The following is a 13,172-nucleotide window of genomic DNA, read 5'->3' on the forward strand; positions in this document are numbered from 1 at the left end:
TTTTTCGGGCGAATGAGGCGCGAAAGGGCGAAAAACTCAGGAGCTGTCGGCTTGGGTCAGGCGGAGGCCCGGAGGGCGGCGTACAAGTCGGCGCGGGCGGCGAAGGAGGTCAGGTCGCGACCGAGCAGACGCTCCGCCTCGGCGACGCGCGCCCGCAGGGTGTGTCGGTGGATGCCGAGCTTGCGGGCGGCGACGTCGTACACGCCGTCCGAGTCGAGCCAGGTGCGCAGGACGCCCGGCAGCGTCGGGTCGGCCGCGGTCAGCGGCCGGAGTGCGCTCTGCGCCACCGCGCGGGCGTCCGGCGTGTGCAGCAGCGCCAGCATCCCGGCTCCCGCCACGTCTTCGAACGAGGGGATGGGGTCATCGGCGGTCGCTCGGCCCCGCGCCGCGTTCGCCTGCTCCAGCGCGGCGGGCAGCGCATCCAGTTCGGTCGGAGCCGACAGGCCACCGCGCAGGTCGAACCGCACCGCGATGGCCGAGGCCGCGTCGTCGTCGCCGAGCACCAGGAGGTCCGCGCCCTCCCGTGCGAAGAAGCCGGATGCGTTGGTCTCCAGCCAGTCGAGCGCGGCGGCGATCGCCGGGCCGGTCAGCACGGCGAGGCGCAGCGGTGCCGCGGGGAGCGCCCCCAGCACCGGCTCGGCGACGGACGCGGCGACCCCCAGATCGCCCGCGAGCAGGGCACGCCACACCGCCGTTCGAAGGCGCTCCCGCGCCGCATCGGCCGCCCGCGACTGCTCGAGCGCCAGCCCGGCGAGGGCGACGACGCCGGTCACCACCTGCTGGGCCGCGGCATCCAACCCGTCCGAACCGACGGCCAGGACGCCGCGGAGGCGCCCCGCGGCGCCGAGGGTCTGCAGGGCGAACGGTCCGGCGTCGGTCCCGACCGTGCCCGCCGCGCGACGGCCGCTCCGCAGCAGCGGGTCGGCGGCGTCCGCGAGGGCCCTGCGGGCCCGTGCGTCGAGTGCACCCGACGGGTAACTGCGCGCCACAGCGCCGTCGCCGCCGACGAGCGCCACCGGCCGCTCGATCTGCCGCGACAGTTCGGACAGCACCGCCCCGAGCGCGTCGGGCCGCAGCGCCGCGAGCGAGATCGCCCGCGACGCTCGCAGGGCCCACGTGCTGCGCGCGTACGCATCGGCGGCGACCCGGTCCGCCACGAACCGCGCCACGGCGATGAACGGCGTCCGATAGGGCACCTCGAAAAGCGGGAGGCCGTGACGGGTGCACGCGTCGACGAGCGCTGCCGGCGCCCCGTCACGGACCACCTCCGTGCCGAAGCCCAGCGCCGCGATGCCGTGCTCGGCCAGCCGGCCGACGTACGGGTCGGCGTCCTCCGGCGGCTCGGTCACCAGGAGCACCTGGCCGCGCGACAGGAAGGGCGTCGGGTCGGGCAGGTCCGAGCTGTGCGCCCACGCCAGCGGCGCATCCGGGTCGCCCACTCCGGCGGGGGTCAGCAGGCGCAGGCCGAGCTCGCCGCGCGCGAGCAGCTGGGTGAGGGTGGCGGGCATCGTGCTCCATCTGCCAGGGTGTCGATCCCTGACGCTGCGATTGTACGTCGCGTCCAGGTCGCGGTTCGCGCCGACTTCTTACATTCGACTCATGACCATCCTCGACACCGCCATCGACACCCCCGTCGGCGGACCCTCGCTCCCGCAGGAGCGCCGGCTCGTCACCCCGATCCCCGGCCCCGAGTCGCGTAAGCGCGCCGAGCGCAAGGCGCAGGCCGTCGCCGCCGGCGTCGGCACCACCATCCCCGTCTACACCGTCGCAGCGGGAGGCGGCGTGCTGGTGGATGTGGACGGCAACTCCCTCATCGACTTCGGCTCCGGCATCGCGGTGACGGGCGTGGGCAACGCCGCCCCGCGCGTCGTGGACGCCGTCACCGCCCAGGTCGCGGCCTTCACCCACACCTGCTTCACCGTCGCGCCGTACGACTCGTACGTCGACGTGGCCGAGGCGCTCAACCGGCTGACGCCCGGCGACTTCGCCAAGCGCAGCGCCCTCTTCAACTCGGGTGCGGAGGCCGTCGAGAACGCGGTCAAGATCGCCCGCCACTACACGGGCAAGCAGGCCGTCGTCGCGTTCGACCACGCGTATCACGGCCGCACGAACCTCACGATGGGCCTCACCGCCAAGAACCAGCCGTACAAGAACGGCTTCGGGCCGTTCGCCCCGGAGATCTACCGCGCACCGCTCAGCTACCCGCTGCGCGACGGCGGCCTCTCCGGCGCAGAGGCGGCCAAGCGCGCCATCACCATGATCGAGAAGCAGATCGGCGCATCCAACCTGGCCGCGCTCATCATCGAGCCCATCCAGGGCGAGGGCGGCTTCATCGTCCCGGCCGACGGCTTCCTCCCCGCCCTGCAGCACTGGGCGAACGCGAACGGCGTCGTCTTCATCGCGGATGAGGTGCAGACCGGCTTCGCTCGCACCGGCACCATGTTCGCGTCCGAGCAGTTCGGCATCGTCCCCGACCTCATCGTCACCGCGAAGGGGATCGCGGGCGGTCTCCCGCTGTCCGCCGTCACCGGCCGCGCCGAGATCATGGACGCCCCGCAGGTCGGTGGCCTCGGCGGCACCTACGGCGGCAACCCGCTCGCCTGCGTCGCCGCGCTCGCGGCCATCGAGACCTACGAGCAGGAGGACCTCGCAGCCCGCGCCCGGCAGATCGGCGACATCCTGTTCGAGAAGCTGGGCGCCCTGCGCGACGCGGACGCCCGCGTCGCCGAGGTGCGCGGCCGCGGTGCGATGGTCGCGATCGAGCTCGTCGACCCCGCCACGGGTGAGCCGGATGCCGCGCTCACCGCGAAGGTCGCCGCGGCCGCACACGCGGCGGGTGTCGTGCTGCTCACCTGCGGCACCTACGGCAACGTGATCCGCTTCCTCCCGCCGCTCAGCATCCCGGACCACCTCCTCATCGAGGGCCTGGACGTCGTTGCCGAGGCGGTGGCGGGCGCATGACCATCGTCGACACCACCGCTGAGCTGACCGCACGCGAGGCCGAGCTGCTCGCCCGCGTGCCCGACGGCCTGTTCATCGCGGGCCGCTGGGAGGCGGGCTCACGCGATCCGATCCAGGTGCAGGACCCGGCCACCGGACGCGTCATCAAGCGCATCGCCAACGCCGATCCCTCCGACGGGGTGCGCGCCCTGGATGCGGCGGTCGCGGCAGCCGACGAGTGGGCCGCCACCGCGCCCCGCGTCCGCGCCGAGATCCTCCGCCGCGCCTTCGACCTGCTGCAGGAGCGCCGCGACGACTTCGCCCTGCTGATGACGCTCGAGATGGGCAAGCCGCTCGCCGAGGCGAACGGCGAGGTCACCTACGGCGGCGAGTTCCTACGCTGGTTCTCGGAGGAGGCGGTGCGCATCTCCGGCCGCTTCGGCCAGAACCCCGAGGGCACCGGCACGATGGTCGTCTCGCAGCGCCCGGTCGGCCCGTGCTTTCTGATCACCCCGTGGAACTTCCCGCTCGCCATGGCCACCCGGAAGATCGCGCCGGCGCTCGCCGCCGGCTGCACGGTCGTGGTGAAGCCCGCCGAGCTGACGCCCCTGACCACGCTGTTCTTCGCGCAGCTGCTCGCCGACGCGGGAGTGCCCGCCGGCGTCGTGAACGTCATCCCGACGAGCACGGCGCGCACGGTCTCCGAGCCGATCATCGCCGACCCGCGGCTGCGGAAGCTGTCGTTCACGGGCTCCACCCCTGTGGGCCGGTCGTTGCTCGCCCAGGCCGGTCAGAACGTCCTGCGCACGTCGATGGAGCTCGGCGGAAACGCGCCGTTCGTCGTGTTCGGCGACGCCGACCTGGACAAGGCGGTCGAGGGCGCGATGCTCGCGAAGTTCCGCAACATCGGCCAGGCCTGCACCGCCGCGAACCGGTTCATCGTGCACGAGTCGGTCGCCGACGAGTTCGCCCGCCGGGTCACCGAGAAGGTGGAGGCGCTGCGGATCGGTCGCGGCACCGAGGAGGGCGTCACCATCGGGCCGCTGATCGACGACCGTGCCGTCGCATCCATGTCGGCCCTGGTCGAGGATGCGGTGGGCCGCGGTGCCCGCGTGCTCACCGGCGGTGCCGCGCCGGAGGGCGACGGCTGCTTCTTCGAGCCGACCGTGATCGTGGATGTGCAGCCTGGCAGCGAGATCCTCCGCGAGGAGATCTTCGGGCCGATCCTCGCGATCACCACCTTCTCGACCGAAGACGAGGCGGTGGCCGCGGCGAACTCCACCGAGTACGGCCTCGTCGGCTACGTGTTCACCCAGGACCTCGCCCGCGGCCAGCGGATGATCGACCGCATCGACACCGGGATGATGGGCCTCAACACGGGGCTGGTGTCGAACGCTGCGGCGCCGTTCGGCGGTGTGAAGCAGTCGGGCCTGGGCCGCGAGGGCGGCCTGGAGGGCATCCACGAGTACCTCAGCACGAAATACACGCTGATCCCGGCCTGACCTGGATGACGTGGGAGAGCGCGCCGATCAGTCGGCGCGCTCTTCTGCGTTCAGCTCCTGCTTGACGTCGTGCTCGATCAGGACAGGCACGAAGTCGCGGACCGGCGCCCCGTCGAACTCCTCGTGGTGCTTCTCGACCAGCTCGTCGATGCGCTCGCGCGGCACCTCGGGATAGCGTTCGGCGAGCCGCTCGGCGGCGTGCTCGACGGCGAGGTCCTCTTCGTTGGCGTTCTGGCGGTCGTCGATCGTCATGGCGCGATTATGCACCCGCCGGGTTAACGAAGTGGAGGCCTTCTGCCAGGCTGATGCCATGGATGAGACCATCGAAGTAGTCGTCGTTCGCGTGTTCACGAACGAGAGCGGCCGTAACGGCAACGAGCTCGGCATCATCACGAGCTCGCCGGCCACCGCGTCCCGCGAGCAGGACATCGCCAACGCGCTCGGGTTCAGCGAGACCGTGTTCGTGGATGCGCTGGATGAGGCGGGGCGCGCCGCCACGATCCGCATCTTCACGCCGGCGCGGGAGCTGCCGTTCGCGGGCCACCCGAGTGTCGGCACGGCCTGGTGGCTGTCCGATCAGCGGACCCCGGTCGATGTGCTGCGGGAGCCGGCGGGGGATGTCGAGGCCACCGTCGACGACGACACCGCGTGGATCACCGCCCGAGCCGAGTGGGCGCCCACCTTCGAGTGGCTCGAGTTGCAGTCGCCGGAGGACGTGGATGCGCTCGACCCGTTCGCGTTCACCTCCGGCCACCACTACGCCTACGCGTGGATCGACGAGGCCGCGGGCACGTTGCGCTCGCGGATGTTCGCGCCGGACATGGGCATCATCGAAGATGAAGCGACGGGCGCGGCGGCCATCGCGCTGACGGCGCGCCTGGGGCGGCCGCTCAGCATCCTGCAGGGCGAGGGGTCGCAGCTGGCGACCGAGCCGCTCGGCGACGGCCGCATCCGAGTCGGCGGGAGCACGGTCTATGACCGCACCATCGAGGCGACGCTCTAGCAGCGGTCTCCGAAACGCGGCACGCCGCCATCCCGAGCGGGATGACGGCGTGCCGCGCCTGTGGACGGGTCGTGCCTACTCGGCGACGCCCACGTACTCCGCAGCCTCGTCCGGGGTCTGCGCCGCCGAGTCGAGGCGGTCGCGCAGCGCACGGCCGAGGGATGCGTCCACGTTCGTCCAGTATTGGATGGCGCGCTCGCGGATGTCCTCGCGCTTCACCCCTCCGACGGCGCCGGCGATCGTGTCGAGGAACCGGGCGCGTGCCGCGTCGTCGAACACCTCGCGGTACAGCGTGCCGGCCTGGCCGAAGTCGTCGTCCTCCGCGTGCAGCGTCGCCGCCGAGCGGACGAGCGCGCCGTCGGACTCCCACGAGCCCTCGCCGGCGCGGTCCGCCTGGGCGGACGGGCCGCCGAACGAGTTGGGCGCGTACACCGGGGCGTCCGCCGGCTTGAAGCCGTGGCGCGCCGCGCCGTCCTGCGAGTAGTTGTGCACCGGGGCGACCGGGCGGTTAACCGGCAGCTCGTTGTAGTTGGTGCCGACGCGGTAGCGCTGGGCGTCAGGGTAGGAGAACACGCGGGCCATCAGCATCTTGTCGGGGCTGATGTCGATGCCGGGAACGGTGTTCGCCGGGGAGAACGCGGCCTGCTCGATCTCCGCGAAGAAGTTCTGCGGGTTCTCGTTGAGGGTGTGGATGCCGACCTCGATCAGCGGGTAGTCGCTGTGCGGCCACACCTTGGTCAGGTCGAACGGGTTGAAGCGGTACGTCTTGGCGTCCTCGTACGGCATGACCTGGACGGACACGCGCCACGCCGGGAAGTCGCCGCGCTCGATCGCCTCGTACAGGTCGCGGCGGTAGTAGTCCGCGTCGGCGCCGGCGAGCTGCTCCGCCTCGACGCCCGTGATCTCCTCGTTGCCCTGCAGCGAGTGGAAGTGGTACTTCACCCAGAAGCGCTCGCCCGCCGCGTTGATCCACTGGTAGGTGTGCGAGCCGTAGCCGGGCATGGTCCGCCACGAGCGGGGGAGTCCGCGGTCGCCCATGAGGTAGGTGACCTGGTGGGCCGACTCGGGCGACAGCGTCCAGAAGTCCCACTGCATGTCGGCGTCGCGGAGGCCGGAGCCGGGAAGGCGCTTCTGCGAGTGGATGAAGTCGGGGAACTTGATGCCGTCGCGGATGAAGAAGACGGGGGTGTTGTTGCCGACGATGTCGTAGTTGCCCTCGGTCGTGTAGAACTTCACCGAGAAGCCGCGCACGTCGCGCCAGGTGTCGGGTGAGCCCTGCTCGCCGGCGACCGACGAGAACCGCTGGAGGGTGCGGGTGGCGGTGCCGGGCTGGAACACCGCCGCCTTGGTGTAGGCCGTCACGTCGCCGGTGACGACGAACTCGCCGAAGGCTCCGCCGCCCTTCGCGTGGACGATGCGCTCGGGGATGCGTTCACGGTTGAACTGGGCGAGCTTCTCGACGAGGTAGCGGTCGTGCAGCGCGGTGACGCCGTCGCGTCCCGCCGTCAGCGAGTGGGCGTCGCTGGCGACGGGGGTTCCGGTCTGGGTCGTGGTGTAGTCGTCCGTCATAGTTCTCCCGGTGTCGGTGAGCGCTCGCGAGTCTGAGCGTTCAGGATTGCTGAGCGCGCGTGGCGCGCTCCTGGCAGGACGGGCACAGGCCCCAGAAGGTGACCTCGGCCGTGTCGATCGCGAAGCCTCCCGCATCCGAGGGATGCAGGCAGGGCGCGTGACCGACGACGCAGTCGACGTCGGCGACCGCGCCGCATCCGGTGCACACCACGTGGTGGTGGTTGTCACCGATGCGTCGCTCGTAGAGCGCGGCGGAGCCCGCCGGCTCGATCCGCCGCAGCAGTCCCGCCGCGGTCAGGTCGCCCAGAACGTTGTGCACGTTCTGGATCGACGTGCCCGGAAGCGACGGCAGCACCGTCCGGAAGACGGTCTCCGCGTCGGCGTGTGGTCGGTCCGTCAGCGCTTCCAGCACCGCTACCCGGCCGCGGGTCGCCTTCAGGCCGGCCTCGCGCAGTGCGCTCTCGAGCCGTGCCGTGTCCATGACTCGACCCTAGCCCGTCATTTTGAATTACTAAAAATACGTGATGACCCGGGCGTGGCGCCGCCCGAGTTCCCCGCGCGAGCGGCGGGTCGGCAGTTTCTCGTGTGCGATGGTGACCGGGCCGATGGCCTTGCTGATCGTGCGCAGGGCGTCGCCCTCGGTCTCGGCCTCGACGGCGACGACCATGCGACGTCGGTCGCGGCTGCGAATCACAGTGAGTTCCATGACGCTCCTCTCCTCCCGCCCCCTGCGGGTGTCACTCACTTGAGACGAAACGATGGAGCGGTCGTGACGCCGGAGCCGGGCGTTCGCAGACGTCTGTCAGGAATTGCTAGCGCGAGCGCGAACGGAGGCGGGTCTCCTCCAGGTCGAGCAGTGCCTGCGCCTCGGTGAGGACGCGCGACGGGTACGACCCGCGGGAGCGCTCGAGCAGCAGGCGCTCGCGCTCGGCGTCGACGACGGCGAGCCGCAGCGTCCGGTACACGTGGTGCGGGCGGCTGTCCTGCGGGGCATCGCTCAGCAAGGTGCGCTCCCACGCGGACTCCGCTCGCAGGTACGACGACTGCCGCACCCGCTCGACGACCTCCGGATCGATCGGCGTCGACGTCTGCAACGCGGTCTCCGGGTCGTCGAGCACAGAGAGCCCCGCCTCGCTCAGGTCGTCGAGGAGCTGCGCGAGCAGCCGACGGTCCTCGCGGGCATCCGCTCCCTGGAGGCCGAGGGTCCGGATCAGCCAGGGGAGCGTCCCGCCCTGCACGACGAGGCTCACGAAGGCCACGGTGAACGCGATGAGGATGAGCTGAGGGCGGTACGGGATCTCGCTGGGCAGCGACTGCGCCGCCGCGAGGGTCACGACGCCGCGCATCCCGGCCCAGCCGAGGACGACGCCGCCCTTCCAGTCGATCGCCTCCTGCCGGTACTCCTCGAGGTCCGTGCGATGCCGCTCGTACCGCTGCTCGGCTCGCTGTTTGCGCAGCGCCTGCCATCGGTAGCGGACGGGATGGTCGCGGAAGTAGCTGATCATCAACCACTCCCGCAGCACCGAGCGTTCGGCGAGCTCCGCGCGTCTTCGCAGGCCGTAGATGAGCGGGACGATCAGCACGAAGCGGATGATGATGAGCGACAGCACGGCGATGAGTCCGAGACCCACCGCGTTCCACACGCTCAGCACCTCCGGGTTCTCGACGTCGCCGACCAGCGTCCGCAGTTCGAGCCCGATCAGCAGGAAGACGCCGTTCTCGAGCAGGAACTGGATGGTTCGCCAGTTGATCTGGTCGCTGATCCTCGCCTGCGCGCTGAACTGACGCGGTGCGGCGTGACCGGTGTAGAGGCCGGTGATGACGACGGCGAGCACGCCGGAGCCGTGCAGCGCCTCGGTCGGCGCGAAGGCGGCGAACGGGACCACCACGGAGAGCGCCGTGTCGAGGACGGGGTCGCTGAGCTTCGACCGCACCCAGACCGAGACGAAGCCGACGACCAGCCCGACGACGAGCGCGATGACCACGGCGGAGATGAAGTCGACGACGCCCGCCCAGGGGGTCGCGAGGGCGCCGAGCGCAGCCGCGAGGGCCGTACGCAGGAGCACGAGGGCGGTGGCGTCGTTGACCAGGCCCTCACCCTCCAGCACGGTCAGAAGACGGGGCGGGAGGCCGAGCTTGCGGCCGATCGACGTGGCCGCCACGGCGTCGGGCGGGCTGATGATCGCGCCGAGCGCGATGGCGGCGGCGAGGTTGAGGTCCGGCAGCATCGTGAACAGGACGAAACCGGAGGCGAAGGCCGTGATCACGACCAGGACGACGGAGAGTCCGGCGATCGGGGCGAGGTTCCGCCGGAAGTCGGTCAGCGGGACGCTGATGGCCGCTGCGTACAGGATCGGCGGGAGGAGCCCGTCGAGGATGATCTCGGGCGGCACCTCGATCTCGGGCACGCCGGGCAGGAACGACAGGGTGACGCCGACGATGACGAGGATGATCGGAGCCGCGATGCCGAGTTTGCGCGAGAACGCGGCCACGCCGACGATGACCGCCACAGCGATCACCGCATAGACGCCCAGCTCCATCCTCTAAGCGTACGGGGCCGTCCGGCGGGGCGCCCGGGTCAGCGGGGGCGGAGGCCGTCGATGGCCATGGCGAGGACGCGGTCGCGCTGCTGGTCGTCGTCGAACGCGACCCCGGCGATCCCGGACACCATGCGGATCACATCCCCGATGGTCGCGTCGGAGCGCAACTCACCCGCCTGCTGCGCCCGGCGCACCAGCGGCTCGCCGGCGTCGTAGAGCGAGGTACGGCAGCTGAGCAGGACGGGGGAGTCCTTGTTGAGGCCCTCGATGAGCGCGCGCTTGGTGCCGACGTAGGCGATGAAGCGGCGGAGCCACGCCTGGACGGCCTCCCACGGCTCGAGCGATCCCGCCTCCTCCGCTGCGCGGACGACGGCGGCCACCTCGTCGATGTACACGGCCTCCACCAGCGAGTCGCGCGTGGGGAAGTTGCGGTACAGCGTCCCGATCCCGACCCCGGCGCGGCGGGCGATGTCCTCGAGCGAGGCATTCGGTCCCTGCTCGGCGAACGCCTCTCGCGCGGCGGCGAGCAGCGCGTCGAAGTTGCGTCGGGCATCCGCCCGCTGCGGTCGGGCGACGCTCGGTGCGGTGGTCTCGGTGCCGGTCACGGCAGCTGTCCTTTCGGGTCGGACCTCGGGGGTCGAAAACTCGAGGTTGCGAAGCGGAGGCACCCTCCGGTAATGTGATGACCGTAACCGGAGGAACCCTCCGAACGGAGCCTCCCTCCAATTCTACGCCTTTCGGCACCTCTCGAGAAACGGAAACCCCGGACAATGTCTCGATCCCATCCCGGACTGACCTTCGCCATCCTGGCGCTCAGCGTCGGTTCCTTCGCGACGCTCCAGTCGCTCGTCGTCCCCGTCCTCCCCGTCATCCAGTCCGACCTGCACACCACGACCGCAGGCGTCACCTGGACCATGACCGCGTGGCTCATCGCCGCCGCGGTCGCGACGCCCCTGCTCGGTCGCGTCGGCGACCTCGTCGGCAAGCGTCGCATCCTCGTCCTCGCGCTCCTGGCCGTCGCTCTCGGAAGCGTCGTGGCCGCCGTCGCTCCGTCGATCGGCGTCGTCATCGCCGGTCGCGTCATCCAGGGCCTCGGCGGGGCGATGTTCCCGCTCGCCTTCGGCATCATCCGCGACGAGTTCCCCGCGCGCCGCCTCCCGTCCGCGATCGGCGCCATCGCCTCGATCATCGCCATCGGCAGCGGGCTCGGGACGGTGCTCGCCGGACCCCTCGCCGACGCGCTCAGCTGGCGCGGCCTGTTCCTGCTCCCCGTCGCCCTGACGGTGACCGCCGCTGTTCTCGCGCTGATCTTCATCCCCGAGTCGCCCACCCGGGCGACCGGTGGCGTGAACCCGTGGGCCGCCGTGCTGCTCTCCAGCTGGCTCGTCGCCCTCCTCCTGCCGCTGAGCACCGGCGCGCAGTGGGGCTGGTCGTCGCCGGGCGTGATCGGGCTGTTCGTCGCGGCCGCGCTGCTCCTCGCCGGCTGGATCATCGTCGAGCTGCGCTCGCGGCATCCCCTCGTCGACATGCGGCTCATGCGCGAGCCGGGCGTCTGGTCCATGAACGCGGCGGCCGTCTTCATCGGCGCCTCGATGTTCGCGATCTTCGCCTTCTTCCCGCGGTTCGTGCAGACGCCCACCTCGACCGGCTACGGTCTGGGCGCATCCGTGGCGGAGTCGGGGATGCTGATGCTCCCGATGCTGGTGACCATGGCCGTGACCGGCTTCCTGAGCGGCCCGCTCGCCCGCTGGGTCGGCTTCCGCGCGCAGATCGTGGTCTCGGCTGTGCTCATGGGGGCAGCGGCCCTCTCACTCGCCTACCTCCACGGATCGCTCGTGGCCGTCGCAGCCGCGTCCGGCGTGTTCGGCATCGGACTCGGCCTCATCTACGCGGCCATCACGAGCGTGGTGGTGCAGAGCGTTCCGGCCACGCAGACCGGAATCGCGAGTGGGATGAACGCCAACCTGCGCACGGTCGGGTCGGCGGTCGGGGCGGCCGTGATGACCGCCCTCGTCACCGGCGCGATCGCCCCGGACGGGCTCCCCGCGGAGTCCGGCTACACCGAAGGGTTCACGACGGCGGGCGTGCTGGCGCTCGCGGCGGGGGTGGTGACCGTCGTGGCCGCGTTCCTGATGCGGGCGGCGCGGCGCCGCGTCGAGGCCGAGGCTGAGGAGATCGTCGCGACCGCGGTCGTGGAGACGGTCGATCCCGCCGGCGCGGTGGTGGACATCGCCGCGCTGTCCTCCGCCGAGGCCGAAGCGGCCGAGATGGCTCGCCTCGCCGCGAAGGTCGAGGGGGAGCTGTCCGTCACCCCGCGCGACGGACGCCGCGAAAGCCTCGAGGTCGCCTGACCCGTCGCGTCCCTGCACGGAGGCCCGGGCCCGAGTGGGTCCGGGCCTCCGTGCTGTCCGTACCGTCGGAGATCCGGCGCTCCCGCGCACGGATCTCCATCCGCGCCGCGGTGCGTCGGACTTTTGGGGCACTTTCTCCGACGCTGTTCTTGGGTCGGAGTCCTGCCGGCCACGGTCGGAGACCTGCCGGTTGTGCGCTCGGGTCTCCATCCGTACCGCGGTGCGTCGGAGACTTGGGGCACTTTCTCCGACGTTGGTCGCGGTCGGAGTTCTGGGGGCTGCGGTCGGTGGCCCGCCGGTCTTGTGCTCGATCTCCGTCCATACCGCGGTGCGTCGGGACTTGGGGCACTCTCTCCGACGTTGGTCGCGGTCGGAGTTCTGCCGGCTACGGTCGGAGACCTGCCGGTTGTGCGCTCGAATCTCCATCCGCGCCGCGGTGCGTCGGAGTTTTGGGGCCTTTTGTCCGACGCTGATCCCGGTCGGAGTTCTGGGGGCTGCGGTCGGAGACCTGCCGGTTGTGCGCTCGGATCTCCATCCGCGCCGCGGTGCGTCGGAGACTTGGGGCACTCTCTCCGACGCTGGGCGCGGTCGGAGTTCTGCCGGCTACCGTCGGAGACCTGCCGGTTGTGTGCTCGAATCTCCATCGGTACCGCGGTGGGTCGGAGTATTGGGGCCTTTTGTCCGACGCTGGGCGCCGGAGGCGGCCGTCCGACGCGAGCGCCGGTCAGACGCGGAGGGCCGCGGCCTCGCTGCGCCAGCGCGCGAGCACCGCCCACGGGTCGTCGGCGCCGGCGCGGACGAGCTCCACGTGGGCGAGCAGCGCCGGGTCGGTCTCGAACCACTCGGTGCCCGGGATGCGCAGGTGCGCGAACTGCTCGTGGCGGCGGTGCTCGACGGCCCGGTCCCCGCGCTCGAAGGCGAGCACCTCGTCGTGGGGGAGCGCCGAGAACCGCTGCGCCGGGTTCGCGGTCGTGCCGATCTTGATGCGGTCACGGAAGCGCAGGTAGTAGACCACATCCACCCGGGATGCGGCCGGCCCCTCCGGAGGCGGCTCGCCGACCCTCCACTCGCACACCGCGCACAGCCACCCCGACGGGTACCGGACGCCCAGCCGTGAACCGCAGAACGCGCACGGCGACGGCAGCACGTCCGTCACACCGAACTCGGCGTCGACAAGATCGTGCGCCTCCAGCAGGTGCGTGAGGCACAGCCGGAGGGTCGCGCCGGAATGCGCGCGATTACCGCAGAGCGCGCAGACGGTGTCCAT

At 71.3% G+C, this 13,172-nt stretch carries 12 protein-coding genes; 4 read left to right on the forward strand and 8 right to left on the reverse strand.

The window, feature by feature from the left end; genetic code table 11:
* Window positions 1-56: 56 nt before the first annotated feature.
* Entirely contained in the window at window positions 57-1,508 is a 1,452-nt protein-coding gene (locus tag J2Y42_RS07545; protein WP_309856434.1) for a PucR family transcriptional regulator, read from the reverse strand.
* 91 nt (window positions 1,509-1,599) lie between these two features.
* On the opposite strand from J2Y42_RS07545, the gene gabT reads away from it, so the two are divergent.
* Together gabT and J2Y42_RS07555 are read left to right on the forward strand one after the other, a co-directional pair.
* On the forward strand, window positions 1,600-2,961 hold the full coding sequence (gabT, locus tag J2Y42_RS07550) for a 4-aminobutyrate--2-oxoglutarate transaminase (RefSeq protein WP_309856438.1): 1,362 nt from the start codon (window positions 1,600-1,602) through the stop codon (window positions 2,959-2,961).
* Window positions 2,958-4,442 (forward strand): NAD-dependent succinate-semialdehyde dehydrogenase, encoded by a 1,485-nt coding sequence (locus J2Y42_RS07555; RefSeq protein WP_309856441.1) that lies wholly within the window; start codon window positions 2,958-2,960, stop codon window positions 4,440-4,442. The genes gabT and J2Y42_RS07555 overlap by 4 nt, the downstream gene beginning before the upstream one ends.
* Window positions 4,443-4,469: 27 nt before the next feature.
* On the opposite strand, the gene J2Y42_RS07560 is transcribed toward J2Y42_RS07555, so the two are convergent.
* Window positions 4,470-4,694 carry a three-helix bundle dimerization domain-containing protein gene (locus tag J2Y42_RS07560; protein WP_309856444.1) on the reverse strand — a complete coding sequence of 75 codons (225 nt, stop codon included), beginning with the start codon at window positions 4,692-4,694 and terminating at the stop codon, window positions 4,470-4,472.
* Between the two features lie 58 nt (window positions 4,695-4,752).
* Here J2Y42_RS07560 and J2Y42_RS07565 point away from each other — a divergent pair, with 58 nt between their 5' ends.
* Entirely contained in the window at window positions 4,753-5,445 is a 693-nt protein-coding gene (locus J2Y42_RS07565; RefSeq protein WP_020075710.1) for a PhzF family phenazine biosynthesis protein, read from the forward strand.
* Between the two features lie 75 nt (window positions 5,446-5,520).
* On the opposite strand, the gene J2Y42_RS07570 is transcribed toward J2Y42_RS07565, so the two are convergent.
* The 5 genes from J2Y42_RS07570 to J2Y42_RS07590 form a co-directional block, all read right to left on the reverse strand.
* Window positions 5,521-7,014 (reverse strand): catalase, encoded by a 1,494-nt coding sequence (locus tag J2Y42_RS07570; protein ID WP_309856450.1) that lies wholly within the window; start codon window positions 7,012-7,014, stop codon window positions 5,521-5,523.
* Between the two features lie 40 nt (window positions 7,015-7,054).
* Complete coding sequence (locus J2Y42_RS07575) at window positions 7,055-7,495, reverse strand: Fur family transcriptional regulator (RefSeq protein ID WP_309856453.1); 441 nt, start codon at window positions 7,493-7,495, stop codon at window positions 7,055-7,057.
* A gap of 30 nt (window positions 7,496-7,525) precedes the next feature.
* A complete protein-coding gene (locus J2Y42_RS07580) occupies window positions 7,526-7,720 on the reverse strand; it encodes a hypothetical protein (protein WP_309856456.1) in 195 nt (64 codons plus the stop codon).
* A gap of 106 nt (window positions 7,721-7,826) precedes the next feature.
* Window positions 7,827-9,554: a sodium:proton antiporter gene (locus J2Y42_RS07585; protein WP_309856459.1), complete on the reverse strand. Its 1,728-nt coding sequence runs from the start codon at window positions 9,552-9,554 to the stop codon at window positions 7,827-7,829.
* A gap of 38 nt (window positions 9,555-9,592) precedes the next feature.
* A complete protein-coding gene (locus tag J2Y42_RS07590) occupies window positions 9,593-10,159 on the reverse strand; it encodes a TetR/AcrR family transcriptional regulator (RefSeq protein ID WP_018189674.1) in 567 nt (188 codons plus the stop codon).
* Window positions 10,160-10,324: 165 nt separating this feature from the next.
* Between J2Y42_RS07590 and J2Y42_RS07595 the strand changes: the two genes are divergently transcribed.
* Window positions 10,325-11,905, forward strand: coding sequence for an MFS transporter (locus J2Y42_RS07595; protein ID WP_309856461.1), 1,581 nt, complete (start codon window positions 10,325-10,327; stop codon window positions 11,903-11,905).
* Window positions 11,906-12,629: 724 nt separating this feature from the next.
* Here J2Y42_RS07595 and J2Y42_RS07600 read toward each other — a convergent pair.
* Complete coding sequence (locus tag J2Y42_RS07600) at window positions 12,630-13,172, reverse strand: GIY-YIG nuclease family protein (RefSeq protein WP_309856463.1); 543 nt, start codon at window positions 13,170-13,172, stop codon at window positions 12,630-12,632.

Origin of the sequence: Leifsonia sp. 1010 (assembly GCF_031455295.1) — a bacterium.
Lineage (GTDB): Bacteria > Actinomycetota > Actinomycetes > Actinomycetales > Microbacteriaceae > Leifsonia.